The sequence below is a fragment of the Streptomyces sp. E-08 genome (assembly GCF_049913095.1).
Classification (GTDB): Bacteria; Actinomycetota; Actinomycetes; order Streptomycetales; family Streptomycetaceae; genus Streptomyces.
In genome coordinates this window covers 199,830-221,442 of sequence record NZ_CP183971.1, presented here as the reverse complement: position 1 = coordinate 221,442, position 21,613 = coordinate 199,830, and the positions used below count along the sequence as shown (strand labels likewise).

Sequence of the window (21,613 nt, the reverse complement as noted above, 5' to 3'; positions counted from 1 at the left end):
CGTCACCACCCTCGCCGCTGCCGAGTTCGGTGGCAATCACCCGCGCCGACTCTTGGCCCAGACCGCTGCCGAACGCGAACCAGTGCTGTGACCGCGATGGTTCACCGTGATCGGAAGGCGGCTCGTGGGACGAGCGCACGCGAAACGACTGGTATTACTGGGGCATGCAGGAAGAGACCGCACGCTCCGCGATCGACACGTTCATCTCCGCGTTCAACGCCTCGGACGACAGCTATGTGACCGCCCTGCTCTCCCAGGCCCTGACCTCAGACGTGGTCTTCTGGGGGCCGTTGGGTCGCAGCGAAGGAATCGCGGCGGTCGAGCGGTTCGTGCTGGACATCCGGCGCCACCCGGCGGGGACCGGCACGATGGTGCGCTGCTCAGCGGTGGACATGCCGCACGAATGGGCCCGGTACCAGTGGGTCTTCACCACACCTGACGGAGGCCCCCGCCTGGCGGGAACGGACGTGGTCCATCTGCGACGGAGCCTCATCGACCAGCTCATCGTCTTCGCGGGGGAGATCGAGCCGTCCGCCTCCTGAGTCATCCTTCCGTCGCTGTCCTTCTCCTGAACCTGCCCCGTCGGCGTTCGGGGGCTGCTGTTCGCGGCGGTCAGGCTGCGGTGTTGAGGGGGCGTCCGCCCCAGCGGATGCCCTTTTCGCTGCCGATGCGGGCGCGTTCCTTGCGTCCGGCCGTGCAGTTTCCGCAGGGAGGCGGCGAGTCTGCGGATCGACCAGCGGGTGAAGGGCCGGCCGAGCTTGCCGGGGCGGGTGGGGCCGTCCGGATGACGACGTCCTCGTCGTCACGACTGAGCAGGCGGGGACGGCCTCCCGCCCGCAGGTAGCGGACCGCGACAACCTCCTGGCGGGTGCGGCCGTACCGCTCACTACGCTGGCAGGCGTGAACACGCCTTCGACCCCACGACTGACCCTGGAAGCCGCCCGTGCCCTGCAAGGCGTGCTTCGAACCGAGATCGGTCCGGGCCTGACCGAGCGGGAGCTCTACGCGGTCGAGACGCGGTTCGGCTTCACCTTCTCGGCAGACCACCGTGTCTTCCTCGCCGCCGGGCTCCCGCACGGCTCGTCGCGGTGGCCCGACTGGCGCGACGGCGACCCCGAGGACCTGTCCGCGCGGCTGGCACGGCCGGTGGAGGGGCTGCTCTTCGACGTGGAGCACAACGGGTTCTGGCATCCTGCCTGGCCGTCGAGGCCGGCGGAGACTTCCGAGGCACTGCGCGCCGCGAGGACCGAGCTGGAGAGTGCGCCGCAGCTGGTCCCGGTCTACGGGCACCGCTACCTGCCCGGCACGGCGGGCGAGCACGGTCACCCCGTCCTGTCCGTCCACCAGACCGACATCATCCTCTACGGGAACGACCTCACCGACTACATCCATCACGAATTCGCCGGCCGGTCGAGCAGCCTCCTCGCCCACGCGACCGTCGGCTTCTGGTCGTACTTCGTGGAGGGTGGACCGGGCATCGACGTCACCCTGCCCACGCCGTTCACGCCGTACGCCACGAGCGCGTCGGAGGCCGTCGACTGCCTCCGGATGCTGGCCACGGAGCGCCTGATCGACCGTCGGCACCACCCGGAGCAGCTCATCGAAGCCGGCCTCACGGCCTTGCTCCTCGGCGTCGAGACGGAGTCCCTCGCCCTCCTCGCCGGCCTGTCCCGCTCCGAGCACGAGCAGGCCGACGCCCTCTTCGACCAGGTGCTGGGCGAACTCGGGCTGCTCCGGGAACTCCCGGCCGACACCACTGACCTCCCCTGGGAAGCGGCCCGCTGGGAGCTCGTGCGCTGGTGGCTCCGGCTGATCGTGAACGGCAGCCTGGACCCCGGTGCCGGCGGTGACCTGATCACGTACGAAGGGTGGGGCCCCTTGGCCCGGCCCCAGCAGCTCACGGCACTGGTCGAGAAGACCGACGCCTACAACGATGGGGCGGCGATCCGAAAGGGAGACAGGGAACACCTGGCGGAACAGATCGTCGAGGAGGCGGGCCGTCTGCTGGACGGGCCCTGGCCGCCGCTGCGCTGATCTCAGCAGTGGCAGACGGATTTCGCGGACGTCGCTCAGAGCTACTCCGCCCCAGCGGACGACCTCGGCAGGGCTGGTGAGATCACGGCGCCGGAGCCGTCCTGGACAGCCCCGTTCATCGGGGTGAGTCAGGGCATGAAGGGACGGTTTTCAACGAACGCGGTCATCGTTGCGTCACCGGGATCACCCTGGGTGACCCGGGGGCGGGTTCGAGGCCCATCCGAGTCCGGTGAAGCGTTTGACGCCACCCGAGAGGGGGTGTGTTCTGGAAGAGGAGGCCTGGTCCCGACCAGCCGAAGAGGTGGATGTCGTGCCAGCCAACTTCTTCTTCCCGTTCGCGATGCAGAACCAGCAGATGAAGCATTGGTGCTGGGCGGCGACGGCAGTCAGCATCGAGAAGTACTACAACCCGAACTCCGGTTGGTATCAATGCCTGTTGGTGGACCTGGAGCTGGGGACGGGGACCTGCTGCGATGCACCGACAGTGGAGGTGTGCGACAAGGACTGGCGCCTTGACTGGGGTTTGACCGCGCTCGACCACCTGAAGCAAGTGGAGGGCGGAGAGACGCCCACCCTCAGAGACGAGATCGACGCATCCCGGCCGGTGGCTGTGAGGATCCAGTGGAACGGTGGGGGTGCGCACTTCGTGGTCGTCCACGGATATGCCGACATCCACCTTCCCGAATGGCCCTTCCTGCTCACCTACCTCAACGTTCAGGACTCCGCCTATGGCCCTGCGATCGTTCACCATCGCACCTTTGACATAGCCGAGTTCCCCGCCCATTACCACGGGGGAGGATCCTGGACGCACTCGTTCCTCACGAGGTGAACCCATGGCTGTCGAATACGCAACACCGCCCGGAAATTCGGAGTCGATCGCGCTGACGGGGTTCCGGCAGATTGCTCAGCTCACCCAAGGCGAACAGGGACCGATGGCCGGCACGCGAAGACTGCCCGTGTCGGATGTGAGTCTCGCGGTCCCGCATCCGATGCACTACATCGGACTCCGGCAGATCCTCGCGCGCCCATCGATCAGGGACCTGCCGATCACCGGCTGGCGGTATCTGGTCGTGGCCGAGGAGGAGGCCGTGGCGAGCAGTGAGGTGTCCGTCGGCACGGACCGGCGACCCCCGTTGCTGGAGGAGATCAACATGGGACCCTTCGTGCGGTCGACCGCTTCGGCCGTTCGGGCACTCGACGAGCTGCCCGAGGCACGGTCGGGCCGGTACGAACTCCACACCCTCCAGATTCCGGCGCTCTGGTCCTTCCTGTTGTGGCTGCGTCGGCTCGACGGAGACGACGACCTCTTCATCCCGCTCGCTCCTGCCCCGGAGTTCCTGCAGGCAGGCCAGGTCTACCGCGAGGGCGACCTGCTGGACGTGCTCGAGGCGCCGGCACGGTTCCGCCTGGAGTTCGATGCCTCTCCACCGGGCAGCAACGGCGGCAACGCCTGATCGGGTCCGGAATCATGCCGGATCCCGGCGCTTCCGGTCAGGAGGAGGCCGGCTGAGCCGACCCCCGTGTGGGGCCCCGGTTCATCCGGTTCGGCGTCGGCTCCCTGCGGGTCGAGCTGGAAGCCCTGAAGGAGGGAACCATGGAAATCGGCAGGATCGAACGGAACCCGGACGCGCCGAAGTCAGCCCCGCCACCGCGAGGGGGCCGGGAGCTGGAGCGTGAGGCCGCGGAGCGGCTCGACGAGATCCGGCAGTACTTCAAGGACCTGTACGCGCGACGCGATGTCATCGCCCGCACCACCACCTCGTACGGCGAGGACCTCGACTGGGTTCCCAGCGAGGCCGATGCCGAGCCGCCCGAACTCGAGTACGCGAAACGCCCCGGCAACGCCGACCGGCCCACGTCCCCCCAGCCCTTCGAGGTGGCCGCCGGCAACGCCGAGAAGGGTCCTCCCGGTACGGTCCCGGTCATACGCAAGCAGTTGGACAGCATCACCGCCACCGGCACGCTGCAGGACTACCTCGCGAAGGGTTCACGCGCGAAGGTCGTGACCCCGCCCGACGATCCCGGTGTCGCGCCGGCGGCCGTCTCCCCCCACAAGTACGCGCACGTCATCCAGCAGGTCACGAACTACGGGACGGAGGGCTTCATCAACACCTGGCGGCCCTTCGTCGAGTGGTCGGACGAGTTCTCCCTCGGGCAGGAGTGGGTGGTGCGGGGCAGCTTCGCGCCCGGCACGACCGACGGGCAGACCGTCGAGGTGGGCGCGCAGACCTACAAGGGCCTCTACGGGGACTGGTCGCCGCACCTGTTCATCTTCTACACGACCAACAACTACACGGCCAGCGGCCCGAAGAAGGGCGGCTACAACACCGACGTACTCGGCTGGAAGCAGGCGTCGACCACGGTCTACCCGACCATGCGACTCGCGGAGAGCGTGTACTTCGGGAGCCAGTACGACCTCGGCATCAAAGTCACGCTCTTCAACGGCAACTGGTGGGTCCGGATAGGCAACGAATGGATGGGGTACTACCCCGCCGGCGGCCCCGACGGTCTGTTCAACGCCGCGGGGCTGCTCAACTCGGCGCAGTCCATCGACTGGGGCGGTGAGGTCGTGGACGAGATCGGCCACCCGGGCCCGACGCGCACACAGATGGGCAGCGGCTACTTCCCGTTCGAGGGCTGGACCCGTGCGGCCTACGTGCGCAACCTGGCCTATCAGTCCGACACCTCCGGAACGATGGTCCCGATGCACGGCTACATCCACGAGACCAACCCGAACGCCTACAGGATAGTGGTCGATTTCTCCGGAACGACGACCTGGGGCTCGAACTGCTACTGGGGAGGCCCGGGTGGAGTCGAGTGACGCTCCGGCCGAGGACGACCGGCCCGAGGTGATTCCCTCCGAGGTCGATCCGGACATCGAGTGCGTCCGGATCGACGAGGCGGGCGGGGCGGCGGAGCCCCCGCCGTACCCGCCCTCGCCCTCGCAGGCGGGGGGCGCCCCGCCGGGGGGCGTGAGGCTCTGCCCTGACGGGTACGTGCCCCGGCGCCGTCGCCGCGACTACAGGCTCGACGGCAAGCGGATCGTCACCGACTCCCCGGCGACCCGCAACCCCGATGAGCCGCCGTCTCACGGGGCCGTATCGCCGCCCGAGTCCCCCTGAGACGCCGAGGTCACGCCCCGGGACGCCGGAGGAGCTCCCGCAGGGCGGGCGGGAACGGTCACGCGGCACGGACCGTGGTCGTCGTCGCCCTCGTACGAGACGACGATCCCGGCCCCGTCCGCGGGCAGGTCCGCCGTCCGCAGCGTCGCCATGCCCACCTCGTCCAGGAGGACCGTGCCGAGCACCCGGCCGTCCGAGCTGAAGGTGACGGGGCCGCGCGGCGGGCGACCACCCGGGACCGTCGGCGTGACCCGTACCGTCAGTGTGGTGAGCGACCCCATGGTCAGGGCCGGCCGGACGACGAAGGAGCGGGCGGTCGACGGATCGATGGCGAAGGCGCCGTCGCGGTCGAGCCCGAAGGCACTGCACAGGCCGTGTGCGGTCCGCGCGAGGTAGCCCGTCGCCGGGGCGAGGACGGCCGTCAGCTCGCGGGGGGTCTGGGGCAGGGAGTCCAGGGCCGTGACGCCGAGGAGGTCGCTGTCCGCCCGGACCGTCGAGAGCACCACCGGAAACCCGCCGACGACGAGCGTGTCCGTGCCGCGTCCCGTCAGGAACGGGTCGCAGGACTCCTCGTAGTCGACGGTCCCGTCGGGCCGGACCGTGTAGGCGAGGTCGGCGGGCACCCCGGGGCCCGCCTGGAGGAGGTACCCGGAGGCCGGCAGCAGCCTGAGCCGGTGCGTCGAGGTGCGTGGCAGGAAGCCCGTGCCGGCGGCAGGCGCGCCGACGGGCAGCAGGTCGTGGGAGAGCGCGCGGCCGTCGACGGTGATCGTGTGCCCGTGGACTGTCAGGGTGTGCCCGGAGGCGTCGGCGAAGGCGGCCGCGTCCGGGTCGATCCGGACCCGGCCGTCCCGCGCGACGGAGAAGCCGAGGCCGCCTTCGGCGGTACCCGCTGCGACCCGCAGCCGGTACCCGGAGGCGGGCAGCAGCCTCAGCTCGTGGACCCGGTCCGGCGCCAGGGGTTCCGCGTCCGGCAGGTCCGGCACGAGCGCGTGGTCGAGACCCCGGGCATCGACGGTGACGCGGACGCCGCGCACGGTCAGCCGCCGTCCGCCGCGGCCGCCGAGGAAGGCATCGAACTCCGGGTCGAAGTCGAGCGTGCCGTCCTCGCGCACGTCGAAGGTGACGGCTGCCGTGGCGGCGTGGGCGACCCGCAGGCGGTAGCCCGTACGGGGCGGGAGCGAGACCTCGGGCGGCGGGTCGGCCGCTCCGTCGAGGAACCGGGTCCCGGGCCGGGTGCCGTACGCGGACGGGACCGTATACCCGGCCCCGTCCGCGTACGCGGGTACGGCTCCGTCCGCGGATGCGTATCCGCCGTCGGTGACGGCGACAAGGGGAAACGTCAGCTGTGAGGTGTCGATGGTGATGGCCGGCATCGGCTCTCCCGATCGGTCGGCGGTGCGGGGGAGTGGGTCAGAACGGTGTCGTGCCGGTGATCTCCAGACGCGGTACGAGGTCGATCCGGGTCTCCTTCCGGGCCGACCGGGTGGGCTCCCCCGTGACCCGCGCCCAGCGGCGGATCGTCTTGTCCCAGCCGCAGGTGACGAGTTCGGTCTCGTCCCGCGTGACCGCGAGGGACGGCACGCCCCATTTGTGGGCCGCGACGGCCGCGCCGATGCGCTGTCCCGTGCGGTCCCAGCGGTGCAGGAGGCCGTGGGCGCTGCCCGCCGCGACTTCGCCGTCGCTCGTGAGCAGCACCGACCACACGGACGAGTCGAGGACGAGCGGCGCTCCCAGCGGCCGGCCCGAGCCGAGGTCCCAGCGGCGCACCGTGCCGTCCCGACCTCCGGAGGCGACGACCCGTCCGTCGGGAGAGGCCGCGAGCGCCTGGATCGGGCCGCTGTGACCGAGGATCGGCTCGCCGATGGGGACGCCGTCCCACCGGTTCCAGCGCCGCACGGTGCCGTCCTGCCCGGCCGTGACGATGATGTCCTCCTCGGCGGCGAGGGCGACCGCCCGTACCGTTCCCGCGTGCCCCACCAAGGAGTTGCCGAGCGAGAGGCCGGCCGTTCGGTTCCAGCGGCGTGCCGTGCCGTCCTGGGAGGCGGAGACGAGTTCCTGTCCGTCGCGGGTGACGGCGAGGCCCCGGATGCGGCTGCGGTGGCCGGTGAGGGGCTCGCCCACAGGGGTTCCGTTCACCCGGTCCCAGCGGCGCAGGACACCGTCGCCACCGCCGATGACGATCTCGTGGTCGTCGGGGGTGAGCAGCATCGCGTAGACCGTGCGTGGGTGCACCTGGACCGGGTCGGACAGCGGTTGGCCGAGCAGCCGGTCCCACCGGTACACGTACCCGATGAAGTCCACTCCGACGATCTCGGCGTCGTCCGAGGTGAGGTCGAGGACCATCAGTGCCCTGGGCGTGGTGATCTCGCCCACCGCGCGGGTCGTGCTCCTCACGGCGGTGGTTTCCTGCCGCAGGCGGTCGCCGAGCGGGCTGATCCTGCCCCGCTCGCCGCCCGGCACGCGCGTCCCGGTGGATGCGTTCGTCCTGGCTTCCGCGTTCATCACGACCCCTTCGGCGGTACGGCTCCGTCGAACGCGAGGGCGCTGGACGCCTCGCCCCGACCGGCCCGGACGCGGCGGCCCACCCACTGGTAGGTCCGGCCGTCCTCGCCGCGGGCCACGACCGGCACGCGGCAGACGGTCACTCCCGCGCGGGGGACCTCCTCGTCGCGGAAGAACACCCGCTTCACCTCCGGTTCGAGGATCCGGCCGGCCGCTTTGACCTGGGGGAGCCGGGTGCCGTCCGCGCTGAAGCGGGGGATCTGCCCGCGTCGCAGGCAGACGGCCGCCGCGCCCTGCTCCAGTGGCACGGGTACCAGGGGGATCCAGTACGGCGGTACGGACGTCAGGAGGCGGTAGGCGAGCGCCGCCGGGTCGGCCGGCGAGACCTGCGGTCCGTCGTCCGGCGGTTCGTCGGCCCGGATCCGCGGTCTGCCGGTGGCGCTCTGCACGATCCGCTCGATCGCGAAGCCCAGGTTGGCCATCTCGTCGCGGGCGAACAGGACTTCCTCGACGGGGGCGCCTTCGAGGCGGGCCGAGGCGGTCGGCAGCAGCGGAAGGAGAGGCGGCGCCGGCGCGCCGCTCGCGGCGTCCGTCAGACGGAACACCGACCAGTGGTCGTCGTCGGCGGACTCGATCAGGGTCGTCTCCTCGAAGGTGTCGACGACCGTGAGCGAGGCGATCCGGTGCAGCGCGCTCGTGGCCAGCTCCACCGGGATGATCCAGTGGTCGTTTCCGTAGACGTTCGCGAATTCGACGACGAGGAGCCGGGCCAGGTCCGGCACGCCCGCGCTGATGTCGGGCAGGTTGACGGTGGTGTCCTCGAACTCCCACCAGCGTTCGGCCGGCATGCCGGGATACGTGACCCGGGTGGGCAGCATCCCCACCGGCGTACCGCCGACAGGCGCGGGCAGCGCGCCGCCGCCGGTGTCGAGGTCGAAGTGGTACGCGTCGGCGGCACCGCCCGTGTACTCGGGAGCGGTCAGCGTCACCGTCCGGCCGCCGGGCGCGGCGGTGACCGCGAAGCGGTGCTCCAGGCGTTCCCGTGCCCAGCTGGACGTGACCGGCGGCCGGTACCGCTCCCCGAACCAGGTCAGCCAGAGGTCGGCCGCCTCGTCGAAGGCGGTCCGCTGGGCGCCGGTGAGCCCCGGCGGCCGCCATCCGTCGGCCAGATGTCCGGCGAGCGCGGCCCCGTCCGGCGCCCGGCCCGCGAGGACCTCGCGCAGGGCCCGCCCGGCGGGATCGCGGCGCAGCGGGTCGAGTTCCGGATCGCTCCCGGGCCCCGGAAGCGGCGCCTTCGCGAGGACCGCCTCGTCGATGTCGTCCAAGACGCCGACGGACAGATTCACGGTACGGAGGGTGGTGAGGAACCGCGCGCCGGCGCGGGCGGCGGCGCGCAGCGTGAGCTGCCGCGCGCTCTCGCCCGCCGCAGCCCCGGCCTCCGCGAGGAACTCCAGCGGCACCCCCTTCGGCAGGGGGACCGCCGTGCCGTCGGCGGACGGAAGGAAGGAACTGAGAGGGGTGCTTTCGGTGCTGAGGGTGCACCAGACGGGCGAGCCGCCGTCCTCGCCCGCGAACTCGGCGACCTGCCACTGCCGGGCCAGGAGGAACAGCGGGTCGGCGACCCGTGCCGCGAGCCCGTCGTCGAGCTGGCCGCCCGTGCCACTCGGCCTGACCACCGGCTCCACGCGGTGGAACTGGCCGAAGTACATGACATCGAACACCGTCAGGCCTCCTTGTCGGTCAGCAGCTTGACGAGGGAGCCCAGCTCGGCCCGCTTCATGAGGTCCTTCATGTTCACGGAGGGCGCCGAGGGGAGCGCCGTGTCCGGAAGATAGGCCGCGGGCAGGTAGCGTCCCAGCCAGCCCAGCGCTTCGAGGTCGACGAGCCGCAGCTTGGCCAGGTCGAGGGCCTCGCCGACCGTGGCGGCCAGGACATCGGGCGTCCAGGGCACCCCCACCTCGGGCGGTACGGCGAGCAGAACGGCCTGCGGAGCGCGTGCCCCCGGCGCGTCGTAGTGGAAGGTGGCGCCCGCCGTGTGCCGCTGCGCGGGGATCGACTCGGACCACTCGTCGACCACCAGGACGGCCGCCCGGTGCGTCGCGAGCGGTTGGGCGGGTCCGTGCACGATCAGGCCCGTCGCCGGCTTCTTCTCGTCCTCGGGGGTCCTCCGGGCGCCGACCCAGCGGTCGCCGGACGCGAACGGGACCTGTCCGATCCGCAGGGCCTGGCCGGAACCCGTCCCGGCGGTCTGGGTGTGCAGCAGCAGGTCCGCCAGGGCACCGGTGCCGGGCCGGACGGTGCCCATCTGCTCCACCCAGTCGCCCGGGACGAGCCGGGGGTCGCCGCCCCGGTCGAGGCCGGACCCGAACGAGGCGTCCAGAGTGTCCGCCTCCGGTGCCTGCGTGAGGCTCACGGCTCGGAACCCGGCGCCGAACACCGCCTCCAGGACCGCGCCCGCGCCTCCCGGGTCCTTCCGCTTCGCCTCCTCGTCCGCCTGGTCGAGCCGCTCCTGACCCTTGCGCAGGGCGCCGGCCAGCTGGTCCTCGAGGTCCGCGGCGGAGCCCGACGGCGGGCCGGACACCCCGTAGGCGGCGAGCGCCTCCAGGTCCTTGGCCGCGAGTGCGGTCCGGAGGCCGCCGCGCGCGTTGTCCGCCCGGTCCTTCAGCTCCGGGTCGGCGGCCGGCTGCGGGGGGTTGTGGGCCGCGGTCAGATCGGCCGCCGTTCCCGCCCGGCCGGAGGTGAGCACCGTGGCGACCGCCGCGCCCAGCGCCTCGACCTGGGCGATGCCCACGGTGGTACGGGCCCAGGCCGAGGCCCTGGCGGTGCGCAGGACCGGCACGGCGTCGCCGGGCACGTTCGGTGGCCGCTCGTCGATCAGCGCGTGTTCCAGGACGGCCCGCAGCCGGCCCGCCGCGGCGAGTGCCACCACGTCCAGGGCGCAGTACCGCGCGAGCGGCCAGGCGTGCTCGGTGACCGTGACCGATCCGTTCCCGGCGTCCTGGCCCGGCCGCACCCAGGCGGCCCGCAGCCGGACCCGGGCCGTGGGCCCCAACTGGTGCCCGGCCCACGCGTCGAGCCGCGGTTCGGCCAGCGCGCGGGGCCGTGCGGTCTGCTGCGTGCCGTCCCAGCCGGCCGCCCGGGCGGTCCCCTCCGGTACGACGACGAGGACCCGGTGACCGACCGGGATGCCCTGCCGCGGGGTGTCGAGCACCTGTGGCCGGGGCGGTGGCTGCCCGCCCGGCGCGAGGGACTCCATGGTGGCGGCGGCACGGTCGTGGTTGCCGTTGGCCAGCTGGTGGACGCTCTCGGCGAGGCAGAGGTCCGCCACCGCATCGAGGTCGTCCCGCAGGGCCGCGAGGTGCCGCCGTACGACCGTCTGCTCCGCGGGGGACATCGGCGTGCTCCCCGCCTGCGCCCTGAGGTAGTCGATGACCTGCTGTTCCGGTACCTCGGCGAGCCGCGCGCCGTCCGTCACGTCGTGAGGGCCGATGAACTCCTGAGCCCCCGCGCCCGGGTGCTGCGGGCTCTGCACCGACCACTTGGCACGCAGCGGCGCGATGAACCGGTCCAGCTCCTGCGGCGCCTCGGGGTTCTCGCGCTCGTCGTGCAGGCGCCGTTCGAGCCGGTAGCCGAGCAGTGCGCCCAGCGGCTGACCCTGGGCCATCCCGTCGACGACGGTCATCGCCACGCGCATCCGCCGCGAGGACAGGTCGACGGCGAAGGCCCCGGGGTCGGTCGGGTGCGACAGGGCGCCGCTGCGCAGGATGGCCGCGGTCGCCGCCTGCGGGATCGACGGCGCGAGCACCCAGCCCCTACTGCGCCGGCCGGGGTGCCGCGACAGGTTCTCCACCCATCCGTACGCGCCCAGCTGCACACCGGCCGGACGCCGCTGCCGCAGGGCCTGGAGCCGGGCGGTGGCGAGGGAGGTGATCCACGCGTCGAGCCGGTGCGACACGAGGTCGAGGGACTCGCCCAGAAGCCGTTCGACCGGCCCGAAGGCGTCCCCGCGCTTGTCCCACGTCCTCACCCGCCCGGCGAGGTACTGGAGGGCGGCGTCCATCTCCGCGAGCCGCACGCTCCACGGGCGCTCGTGGCCCAGGGCGAGGAAGACACCCCGGCGGTTGACCGCCGCGTCCGAGACCTGCCCGGCCAGGGACAGGCGGGCGTCGACGATGGCCTGGAACACCGTGGGACCCCGGTCGGTCCCGGACGTGCCGTCGGTCGCGGTGTCGCTCCCCGAGGGCGTGCCGCCGACTCCGCCGGCCGGCAACTGCATGATCTTGGCCAGGGTGAAGGGCTTCGCCTTCAGCCCCGCGGAGCTGATCGTCTGCAGGGCCGTGTCCGGGTTGAGCAGGACCTCGGCGAAGTTCAGCTTGGGCCGGAACACCAACGGATCCTTCGCCCCGGCGGCGGCGCGCTCGTACTCCAGGTGGGAGCCGTGCCGCAGCAGCGCCTCCAGGAGGGTGCGCGCCTCCTCCTTGCCGACCGTCAGCCTGAGCATCTCGAAGCGTTCGACGACGCGGTCGAGGAAGTCGGTGAGCGCGACCACCGGATCCTGTCCCTCGGGCAGGTGCGGTCGCGCGTAGGGCAGCCAGAGCCGGGTGGCCCGGCCGTTGATCTGATGGGTGATGCGGGGCCGGTAGTGGATGCCCAGAGCCTCGTTGAGGGCCCGGGACTGCCGGTCCTCGGGCGTGCTCTCCATGCACTGCTCCCCGGTGCTGAAGCCGGAGCCGAGGATGCCGAGGCCGAGGTCGCCGAAGCACGCGAGCATTCCGCCCTGGACGGACCGCACCGACACCGCACCGGACACCGGCGCCATGCCGAGGGCACGCAGGAGGTGCCGCTCAGGCTCGGGCAGGGGGAGGGACTCCCCGGGCTGATCGCGTCCGCCGACACGGGGCAGCGTGCCGACGCCCACCTCCCAGAACGGTCGCAGGACGCCCAGGACGCGGTGGAGCCCCGCGAGCCCGGACGGTTCGTGTGCGGGGGCGTCGGCCCGCCAGCGCGCGGTCGCGGTGACGGGCAGCAGTCCGTACGGCTGCCTGCCGACCCGCAGGACCGGCAGAGGGCCCCGGGCCCGTACGTTCTCGTAGTGGTGGCGGCGCAGCCACTCCCGGTCGACGTCGAGCTGCCCGCCCCCCTTGTCCTGATCCATCAGCACGTCGAGGAAGTAGTCCCCGGTGGCGCTCCACAGGGCGAGTTGCATGCTGCGCGCGTCGGCCTGTTCCGGATCGTCGGCGCCGGGGAGCGCGTCGAGGCCACCGGGCGGCAGGCCGAGGGCGGCGGCGGCGCGGGTGCCGTTGTCCCACGCGTCGGCCGGGGCGGTCGGGACGGCGCCGAGCAGCCGGTCGACGTCCGGCGGCACGGGCGGCGGGACCGCGGCGTCCGGAAGGTTGTTGGTCGGCATGCCCTGCGGGACGAACGCCGCCTCGCCGTCCCCGTCCCGGCCGGACAGGAGGCCGGCGACGCGGGCCGCGGACGCCTCGGGGCCGAGCGAGGCGGACACGCCGAACACGACCACGCGGGTCAACAGCGGCTCCCGTTCCGGCGCGTACCCGTTCTCGGGGAGCAGCCGCACGGTGACGGCGAGCCCGTTCTCCACCGCCGTGTCGTACTGCTTCAGCCAGAGCAGCGCCGGATCCAGGTGCGGTCCGCCCGGTGCGGGCTCGGCGTCCGGGTCCGGACCGACGTGCACGACGTCAGGGACCGCCTCGCCGGACTGCTCGGCGACCAGGCGGTCGCCCTGATAGGCCCGTACGACGAACATGTCCGGCAGCGTGGAGACGGTCGCGGCCCGGTTCCAGCCGCGGCCCCGGACCGGCACCTCGGGCCACTGCGGTTCCGGCACCGCCTCGGCGTCGGGCACGGGCACCTGTGGCCGGGTGTCCGAGACCGGCTTCAGGAGCCGGACCAGCCACCGGGCCCGCTGCGCGCCGACCGCCCCCGCCAGCTGGCCCCAGGCGGCGAGCAGCAGCCGCTCACGGTCCCCGTCCACGTTGTCGGCACGACCCGCCCGCCACACGGTCCGCCAGTACCGCCGGGCCTGCTGGACCTCACCGTCCGAGGGGTGCGGCTCGTGCGAATCGACGTGGATGTCGTCGGGGAAGATGCGTACCAGTAGTTCGTCGGGCCCCGGGCCGTCCAGGCGCAGACGTGTCTCGAGCCGAACCGGCAGGAGGGCCAGCGGCACCTCGGGGTCCACCTGGCGCAGGAGCGGGGCGAATCCGTCGACGGCGAGGGCGCGCACCTCGTCGTCGACGGCGCGCCGGGCGGTGTCGAGGCGGGTGAATGCGGCCTTGCGTTCGGCAGCGGTCGCCGTGGCGCCGAGCAGGGCGCGGTGCTCCTCGGCCTCGGCCACGGCCCGGCGCAGCGCGCCGAGATCTCTCATCGGGTGTTCTCTCCTCACGGGGCCAGGAGCCGCTTGGCGGGCAGGATGACCCTGACGGGCTGCTGGAAGCACTGGCGGGCTGTTCCGGCCGCGCTCCTGCCCCAGACCAGGCCGCCGTACGAGACGTTGGGCCGTAGGGTTCCCGGCGCGTGGGTCGCGGCCAGGAAGGCTTCCTTGGAGTCGAACAGGTGACTCCATTTCAGGTCGTTCCAGTCGTCCGCCTCGCCGGGTGTGTTCGGCGGGACGTACGGGCCGCCCCAGGCGCCCGTGGGCGGCGGGGTGGTGAGCGCGTCGGAGTCGGGGTCGTCGAGCCCGAACCGCGGCTCGGTGGGCTGCTCGGCGATCACGAAGCACCAGGGCGACGCCTTGAGTTCGGCTTCGGTGAGGTCGAAGCCCACCATGGCGGTGTCGGGGTCCAGACCGCCGCGGAAGATCGGATGCCGGGCGTGAGCCTCGTCGGGCTCCGTGCCGAGCAGCGGAGCCGCGTAGATGATCGCTCCGGGGTAGCGGCGCAGCAGGGCGCTGCGCAGCACCAGGACCACCCGGTCGGGCGGGGCGGTCAGATGCGCGCCCAGAGGAAGGTCCCGATTCCACGTGTGCAGCTCCGGCAGGTCCTTCCCGTACCCCCAGAACGAGGCGAAGTACGTGCCGCGCTGGTCGGTGGGGTACTCGCGCCAGCGCAGTTCGCGGGCGAACTCGTGGTTGAGGCCGACCATGTAGGAGGCCACGAACGGCGCGTTGGTGAGGGCGAGGACCGCCGAGTCGGCGGGGACGTGTTCGAGGCCGCCGAAGAGCCACTCGTTGGACTGCCGTGACAGCGGCGGCCACATGGCGTCCTGGAAGACGGGCGCCCACTGCACGGGTGCCTCCGGGCCGGTGCCCTCGGGCCGCTCGACCAGGGAGGCCACCACCGCGGGCACCGTCACCGACGGGTCCGTCAGGGCCACGACGGCGTTCTGCGAGGTCCCGGCCGGGAAGGTGTCCCGGTACGGGATCGGCGGCGCGTCCGACGGGCCGAGGACCCGGTCGTGCGCCGAGACGACCATGTCCTTGAGGTTCGCGGGAGTGGCGTCGAGCACGGCGGGGGCGGGCAGCCGGGCCTGCTGCCCGCCGAGCAGACCGCCGCCGGTGAAGACGTCGAGGGGCAGGGTGCCGGTGGCGTGCCAGCGGTCGACGAGATCCTTGAGGGCCCCCGGCTCCCAGGGATCCTGCTGCGCGCCGGGGCCCTCGCCCACGACACGGAGCTCGCCGTAGCAGTCCGCGCTCCATTCGCCGGTGGTGCTACTGGCGGTGTCCCAGTCCCAGTCGCCCGGACACGTGCCCCGGAACGTGCCGTGGTGGGTCTCGGAGCTCCAGGTCCCGGTGAAGACACCGTCGGACGAGCTGTTCCAGGCGTCCCAGGTGCCGGGGCACACCCCGCGCCACACCCCGTGCTCCCCGCCGGACTCCCAGGTGCCGGTGTAGAGGGCGAGCCAGGTGAGGGTCCTGCCGTCACCGCTCGTGTTGTTGCTCCACGTGCCGTGGAAGGCACCCTTCCATGTGCCCGACCGGTCGGGGCCCATCTGCAAGGTGCCCGAACAGGTGCCCCGCCAGTTACCGGCCGGCTCGGCGGTGCTGCCGCCGGCGGTGTCCCACGGCCCGGTCCAGGAGCCGGTGAACCGTCCAGGAGCCGTACCGGTGCCCACCGCGTCGGTGAACAGGTCGAGTCCGGCCGGGCCGGTCCGTTCGGTGGGGAAGACCAGATCGCCGTGCCGGTCCAGCCTCGTCCGGGCCAGGAAGTCCTCGGGGGCCTCCGCCTCGGGCAGTGAGCCGAGCCGGAAGGACCGGTTGAGCCCGGAGGCGGGGAGCGGCTCCGTGGCGGCCAGCTGTTCGGTGGTGACGTCGCGCTGCAGGGAGCGCGCGGTGGCGTCGGCCGCCACCTGCCGCCAGGCGTCCGCCGCCCCGTCTTCTGGCGCGAACACCTTTTGTACGGCGGCGAGTCGCTCCGCGCCGACGACCCGCTCGGGCGCGACGGAGAAGGCCACCGTGCCGTCCGGGTCGCACCGGGGCATGGCGAGTCCGGTGGGGGAGGACGCGACGGAGGTCAGCACCGTCGAGAACGGCGGCGGCTCCGGCGCGTCCGCCGCCCGCCCCGCGATCAGGCCCACCCGCCGGCTGAGGACGCCCATGGGGCGCACCGTGCGGTGGAACAGCGTGGTGGCCATGGCGTTCGGCAGGAGGCTCGCCCGGACCGCCGACCACAGGGTCGTGTCCGCCGTCAGGGCGATCCGGCTCTGGAGCGGTGTCGCGAGGCGCAGCACCTCGTCGGCGGAGAGCGGCCGCACGTGCCGCAGGTGCAGGCGGCCGGAGACCAGCCGGGCGAACCGGGCCTGGTCGAGGAGCCGGTTGGCCGCCTGTACGTCCACGAGCTGGCGCCACGCGGAGGCCATGAGGGCCTCCTGGTCGGCCTGTACGGCCCGGGCGCCGAGGCCCGCCGCGACCCGCCACCGCGGGTCCAGGTTGAGGGTGTCGAGCCAGCCCGCAGAGGCCGGGTCGGCGCCCTTGCGCAGGGCGTGGAAGCCTCCGTACAGCGGGGGCAGGACGTCGGGGTCCTCGTCGCCGGTGTCGTCCGAGATCGGGACCAGCGCCTTCGCGAGCCGCTGCTGCCACTGCGCGCTCTGCGGGCCGGTGGGCCACGGGTCCCGGGGCAGGTTGCCGGGGGCGCGCAGGGCGCTCTCCACCTCCTGGACGACCGGCCCGGGGCCGTCCGCGAAAAGGCCGGGCCGGCTGACGTCGAGCGGCCGGCGGCCGGCGTGCGGGGGGAGCGGGCGGGCCTGGAGCCGCGCCGCGAGGGTCTCGAAGTCGCCCGCCTCGCCGGTCGAGAAGACCCAGGAGAAGTAGACGGGCAGTTCGCACCGGACACTCTCGCCCGGGTCCCATGCGGGGGCCAGGCTCGCGCCGTCGGTGGCCCTGCCGAGTCCGGCGAGCCTGCCGGCCAGGAAGGAGGGCACCAGGCAGGCGGTGTAACTGGTCTGCGGTTCCAGCCGACGGGGTGCGAGGAGCCGGGAGACCGACCGCCGCGGGTCGGTCTCGTGGCCGGGGAGGGTCTGGGCGTGTGCCCACAGGTGCAGGGTGGTCGGATCGGGCAGCTCGCTGCCCTTGACCCGGAGGACCGGCAGCGGCACGCCGGGTTCGCGCTGCGGCCGGCCCGCCGAGAAGGGCACGCAGACGAGGGTCAGCCAGGGGCGCAGCTCGCCCGTCCCCCCGGCCCGCAGCGGAGTGAGCAGCCAGGGCAGCTCGGTGCGTTCGAATTCCACCAGCGGGAACTTCGTCGGTTCCGCGTCCGGTGTGCCGGGCAGCGGGAAGACCCGCACGATCTCCTTGGGGTCGATCGCCCGGACGTCCCCGGGGCCGTACAGCTGGAGCGCGGGCACCGGGACCGGCCGGCCGGGACGGCCGTTCACCGATGCGGTGGCCGCGAGCGATCCCCGTACGGGGGTGGTACGGGACAGGTCGTCGTCGTCGGTGAGGCAGGCGGCGGCGCCGGCCCGCTCCCAGGACGCGAAGGTGTACACGGTCATGGCCTCACCTCGTACGCGGGCACGACCTGGAGAAGTCCGGACCGGCCCGTGACGGTCTTCAGCTGTGCTGCGGCTTCGGTGAACGTGTTCTTGGACGAGGAGCCGATGGGCGCCTTCAGGGTGTCGCGGCTGGCGATCGCGTACATGCGCTCCTTCAGCACCGGCTTGCGCAGGGGCGTGGCGTAACGGGCGCTCAGCTCGTGGACGAGGCTGCGACCGACGGCGCCGTGGGGGAGGGCGGCCTGGAGGGCCGCGTCGCTGATCAGCCAGGGAGGGGCGGGGGCGGTGCCGCCCAGCCACTTGGTCTCGTACTCGACCGGCACCGTCGTCCGGGTGGCGCTGCCCCCGGTGGGCGGCGGGGTCAGCTCGGTGCCGGAGCGGAACCGTTCGAACGCGGGCTGGGTGAGCTTCTGATCGTCCGTGAGGTCGAAGAAGTCGGCCCGCGCGAAGTCCTCCGTGACCGGCTGCGCGTTCCCGGCCCCGGTGGGGAACGTGACGGCCACGTCGAAGGCGGTCGGCTTGGGCAGCCTTCCGGGACCGAACCGGACCACCTCGATCCCCAGCGGCACCGTGCGCTGGCTGAACCGCACCCGTCCCAGCGGATGCAGGAGACGGCCGGCGGCCACGCCGTCGGCGCGCAGCGAGACCATCGTGCGCGCGCCGTCGGGCAGGACCGGCTCCCAGCTGCGGGGATTGTCCAGGGCCTGTTCCAGGGCCCGGCAGATGTCCGGGGGTGGTGGGGCGGCCGCCTGGCCGGTGCAGTTCCAGTGTTCGTCGAAGGGGAAACTGACGTCGAAGAAGAGGAAGGACACGCTGGCGCGTCCGGCGATGTGCCAGCACGGCGTAGGACCGTCCACGTGGACGCGCAGCCCGATGGAGCACAGGGTCGACCCGGCGACGCGCAGCGCGAACGAGCCGCCGAGGTCGAGCATCACGCCGAAGCTCGGCTCCCAGCGCACCAGCGCGTCGAAGGAGAGCCTCCCGGACACGCCGGTGCTGCGCGTCCCGATGACGGCGGACAACTCCGCGCCCGCCTGGACGGTTCCGGGGGTGAGGGCGAAGTAGCCGGAGAAGACGACCTTCAGGAACGGGCTGTCAGCGATCGGGATCGTCAGGCGCTTCGGTGTCGGGAAGCCCGCGGGAGGGGTGTAGCGGGGGTGGAAACCGCCGGCGCTGAGGATGAACGTCGCGTCCTGGCCCGACTTCGCCCGCAGGGCGAGTCCGCCCTCCACCGAGGCCGTGAGCAGCCGGGAGCCGGCGAGGTTCGCGTTGATCTCGACCAGGCCGTTGGCGGCGTCGACGACGCCCGCGACCGAGGCCCGCAGGTCGATGACCGGTGCCTGCGGGGCGGGCAGCGCGATCCGCAGCCGGCCGAGGATGCCGACCACCCCGCTGGGCAGTTCGAGCACCACGCCGACGTCGGCCGTGACGAACGAGACCGGGCGCCCCCAGCCGACCCGGAACATCGGTCCGACGACCGTGCTCCCGGCCCGCGCGGGAAACACCGTCCCCATGGTGGTCAGGATCCGGGGCGCCGCCGCGGCGGCGTCCGCGGGGAAGAGCAGGTCGTCCAGGTGACCCGACTGCACGACCGCGGCCAGGCCCACCCGGTCGAGCGCGCGGCCCACGCCGACCAGACCGCCGACGGCGTTGAGCGTGAAGGCGAGGCCCAGTTCGATGGCCGGGGTGAACTCGGCGCTCAGTGCCACGAGCACCGACGGCGGGCTGGGCTGCAGGATGCCGAACGCCTTCACCTCGACGACGCCCAGGCTGAGCGAGAGCGCGCCGCGGTACTGCCCGTCCTGCTCGCCGAGGAATCCGCCGCCCTTCGCCGGACCGAGGGCCAGGGTGAGTCCGAGGCCCTTCGGCGGCATCACCGATGGCGTGTACCCGCCGGCCGTCGGACGGATTTCGAGGCCCGCCCCGTCGACCGTAGCGTCCGCGACGCCGAGCAGCGAGGCGCGGAAGGAGGAGATGATCTGGAGTCCGCCGTCGCGGGAGGACACGTACAGTGAGGGCGCCCGCAGTCCGGCGGGGGCGCGGTCCAGGGGAAGGGCGATGCCCTTGCCGTTGCTGCCGCCCTCGAGCCGCAGCCCCTTCTTGTCGAGGAGGACGCCCAGACTGCTTCTGAAGGAGAGACCATCGGGGGCGAGGAGCTTCAGCAGCTCGTGGTCCGCGAGCGCGAGCTCCATGCCGTCGGCCCGGAACGCGAGGGTGGAGTCGTCGGGTACGGCGGTGGGCAGGGCGAGCACGAGACTGACCCCGTCCCGTACGGCGAGCCCCGGCACCAGGCTGAGCGCGTCGCTCAGCTTGAAGCTGAGGTTCAGCACCGGGGGAAGGGTGGTGCCGAGCGCCTCGACCCCGGTGGGGCCGGCGCGGAGAACGTTGTCGATCGCGAGCGACCAGTTCGGCGCCGCCCGCGTCGCTCCTCGTACCGCCGTCCGCAGCAGGTCGACGAGGACCGGCCACAGGTCCCCCGGCGCCCCCGCGCCCGGCACCGCCAACCGCGCGAGCAGCGCCTCCGGGGTCAGCGCGTCGGACGGCAGCCCGAACGCCTGCGCCAGGCGCTTCCGGCGCTCGGCGTCGGGAAGCCCCGAGAGGTCCGGGAGCAGGGGGACGAGCCCGTCGCGGACGTCGATCGCCAGTTGGGGCAGGGGGGCGGCCGCCATCAGCGGACCCGCGGGGGGTGGGGCACGTTCATCGGATTGTCGCCGTTCTCCGCCCACGGACGCGCAAGGGGCTCCCGCCGGGGGGATGGGGGATCGGAACGTGTCCGACGCTAACCCCGGTCACGGCGCGTGGCAGAGCCGCGAACCACCCGGTGGAGCCGAAGCGGTGCCGATTTCACCGGGTTGGCAGGGGCGTACGCACGGCCTGCGGGGGCGCGCGCCCCCGCTCGCGGGCGCGCGTCCGTCAGGGAGCCACGTAGCGGAACTCCGGCCCGTAGGTCTTGCCGCCGCCGCCGGGGATCGGGCGGGCCATCAGCCGTTGTGCCGGGTCCTGCAGGGCGGACATCTGCCCTACCGCGTCGAACAGCAGACTCTCCGCCTGGGACGCGTCGCTCTCCTGCCACGGCTTCTCCAGCGAGCGCAGCAGGGCGCTGTACGCCTGGTTGAACTCGTCGAGGACCTGGATCGTCTCCGCGTCCGGTGCGGACGGTCCCGTCCGGGGCCAGCCGCCTTCGGGCACGACCCCCATGCGCAGGGTGTCGGGCATGGCGATCTCCGCGCCCGTGAACTCGAACTTCCCGCTCTCGGGGTTCCTCTCCAGCTTGCGCCCGTGGAAGATCTCCCGGAAGGCGTAGTAGTGGGCGCGCTCTCCCTCCGCCCCCGGGTGCGGGTTGTCCGGCGAGGCCGACGTGCCCTCGCCCTGTTCCTTGATCACGTCGATGGCCGACTCGACGGCCGCGAGCGTGGTGAGGGGCACGACGTTGTTCCCCTCACCGTGATGGGGCATGAACATGGTCAGCTGCCGGGCGCCGGTGATCCGCTCCGGGTGCTCACGGAACGCTTCCAGGAGCGCGGTGTAGAAGGCCCCGATCGAGGTGTGCTCCGCAACGGCCCGCACGAGCGGGTGGTCCGGTTCCTCGATGCGCGAGTACATCTCCACCGCGTCCTTCGTCATTCCGCTGAGGAAGACGGAGAGTTCGGGCCGCACACCTCCCGGCAGCGGTCCGGGATACCTCGGCACCACCGTGTCGTCGGCGAGCACGGGAGTCCCGCCGATCGTGGTGAGCATGTTGCACGCCAGACCGAGGTGCGACATCTCGTCGAAGATGATCTCGCGCAGGGTGTCGAAGACGGTGCCGTCCCCGGTAGACGTGTCGATCGACCACCAGCCGCACAGATACGGCGGGAGCGTGGCGAGTTCCAGCAGGACCGCCTGCTGCGCCGCCTCCCGCATCCAGTCGGCGTCACGCCGTTCCGTGGGCTGCTGCATCAGCTCGACGATGCGGTTGCTCCGGGCATACAGAAGCGCGTTCACCACCGGTCTCCTTCCGGACGAGC

General features: G+C 72.7%; 13 protein-coding genes. 6 read left to right on the top strand and 7 right to left on the bottom strand.

All coding sequences use genetic code 11. From position 1 onward, the window contains the following. Positions 1-164 precede the first annotated feature (164 nt). From ACN9MM_RS01115 to ACN9MM_RS01090, 6 genes are all read left to right on the top strand, one after another. The gene (locus tag ACN9MM_RS01115) at positions 165-542 is read left to right on the top strand and encodes a nuclear transport factor 2 family protein (RefSeq protein ID WP_426361842.1); all 378 of its coding nucleotides are present in this window, start codon (positions 165-167) and stop codon (positions 540-542) included. Between the two features lie 358 nt (positions 543-900). Beyond that, positions 901-2,034: a hypothetical protein gene (locus ACN9MM_RS01110; protein WP_426361841.1), complete on the top strand. Its 1,134-nt coding sequence runs from the start codon at positions 901-903 to the stop codon at positions 2,032-2,034. A gap of 310 nt (positions 2,035-2,344) precedes the next feature. After that, entirely contained in the window at positions 2,345-2,863 is a 519-nt protein-coding gene (locus ACN9MM_RS01105) for a papain-like cysteine protease family protein (RefSeq protein WP_426361840.1), read from the top strand. 127 nt (positions 2,864-2,990) lie between these two features. Next, positions 2,991-3,488 carry a hypothetical protein gene (locus tag ACN9MM_RS01100; RefSeq protein WP_426361839.1) on the top strand — a complete coding sequence of 166 codons (498 nt, stop codon included), beginning with the start codon at positions 2,991-2,993 and terminating at the stop codon, positions 3,486-3,488. 140 nt (positions 3,489-3,628) lie between these two features. After that, positions 3,629-4,855, top strand: coding sequence for a neprosin family prolyl endopeptidase (locus ACN9MM_RS01095; RefSeq protein WP_426361838.1), 1,227 nt, complete (start codon positions 3,629-3,631; stop codon positions 4,853-4,855). After that, positions 4,842-5,156, top strand: coding sequence for a hypothetical protein (locus ACN9MM_RS01090; RefSeq protein ID WP_426361837.1), 315 nt, complete (start codon positions 4,842-4,844; stop codon positions 5,154-5,156). Before ACN9MM_RS01095 ends, ACN9MM_RS01090 begins: the two co-directional genes overlap by 14 nt. Here the strand turns inward: ACN9MM_RS01090 and ACN9MM_RS01085 are convergent. The 7 genes from ACN9MM_RS01085 to ACN9MM_RS01055 form a co-directional block, all read right to left on the bottom strand. Further along, positions 5,123-6,529, bottom strand: coding sequence for an Ig-like domain-containing protein (locus ACN9MM_RS01085; RefSeq protein WP_426361836.1), 1,407 nt, complete (start codon positions 6,527-6,529; stop codon positions 5,123-5,125). The genes ACN9MM_RS01090 and ACN9MM_RS01085 overlap by 34 nt on opposite strands. A 37-nt stretch (positions 6,530-6,566) precedes the next feature. Then, on the bottom strand, positions 6,567-7,658 hold the full coding sequence (locus ACN9MM_RS01080; protein ID WP_426361835.1) for a WD40 repeat domain-containing protein: 1,092 nt from the start codon (positions 7,656-7,658) through the stop codon (positions 6,567-6,569). Beyond that, positions 7,658-9,379 (bottom strand): hypothetical protein, encoded by a 1,722-nt coding sequence (locus tag ACN9MM_RS01075; protein WP_426361834.1) that lies wholly within the window; start codon positions 9,377-9,379, stop codon positions 7,658-7,660. The genes ACN9MM_RS01080 and ACN9MM_RS01075 overlap by 1 nt, the downstream gene beginning before the upstream one ends. Before the next feature lie 2 nt (positions 9,380-9,381). Next, positions 9,382-14,046 (bottom strand): hypothetical protein, encoded by a 4,665-nt coding sequence (locus ACN9MM_RS01070; RefSeq protein ID WP_426361833.1) that lies wholly within the window; start codon positions 14,044-14,046, stop codon positions 9,382-9,384. Positions 14,047-14,060: 14 nt separating this feature from the next. Next, on the bottom strand, positions 14,061-17,606 hold the full coding sequence (locus ACN9MM_RS01065; RefSeq protein WP_426361832.1) for a hypothetical protein: 3,546 nt from the start codon (positions 17,604-17,606) through the stop codon (positions 14,061-14,063). Continuing rightward, positions 17,603-20,275 carry a DUF6603 domain-containing protein gene (locus ACN9MM_RS01060; protein ID WP_426361831.1) on the bottom strand — a complete coding sequence of 891 codons (2,673 nt, stop codon included), beginning with the start codon at positions 20,273-20,275 and terminating at the stop codon, positions 17,603-17,605. The genes ACN9MM_RS01065 and ACN9MM_RS01060 overlap by 4 nt, the downstream gene beginning before the upstream one ends. Positions 20,276-20,519: 244 nt before the next feature. Beyond that, positions 20,520-21,590 (bottom strand): ferritin-like domain-containing protein, encoded by a 1,071-nt coding sequence (locus tag ACN9MM_RS01055; RefSeq protein WP_426361830.1) that lies wholly within the window; start codon positions 21,588-21,590, stop codon positions 20,520-20,522. Positions 21,591-21,613: the final 23 nt, after the last annotated feature.

Coding starts and splice junctions, on each gene's coding strand:
- ACN9MM_RS01115 (WP_426361842.1), top strand. CDS start 165: ATGCAGGAAGAGACCGCACGCTCCGCGATCGACACGTTCATCTCCGCG.
- ACN9MM_RS01095 (WP_426361838.1), top strand. CDS start 3,629: ATGGAAATCGGCAGGATCGAACGGAACCCGGACGCGCCGAAGTCAGCC.
- ACN9MM_RS01085 (WP_426361836.1), bottom strand. CDS start 6,529: ATGCCGGCCATCACCATCGACACCTCACAGCTGACGTTTCCCCTTGTC.
- ACN9MM_RS01080 (WP_426361835.1), bottom strand. CDS start 7,658: ATGAACGCGGAAGCCAGGACGAACGCATCCACCGGGACGCGCGTGCCG.
- ACN9MM_RS01070 (WP_426361833.1), bottom strand. CDS start 14,046: ATGAGAGATCTCGGCGCGCTGCGCCGGGCCGTGGCCGAGGCCGAGGAG.
- ACN9MM_RS01065 (WP_426361832.1), bottom strand. CDS start 17,606: ATGACCGTGTACACCTTCGCGTCCTGGGAGCGGGCCGGCGCCGCCGCC.
- ACN9MM_RS01060 (WP_426361831.1), bottom strand. CDS start 20,275: ATGGCGGCCGCCCCCCTGCCCCAACTGGCGATCGACGTCCGCGACGGG.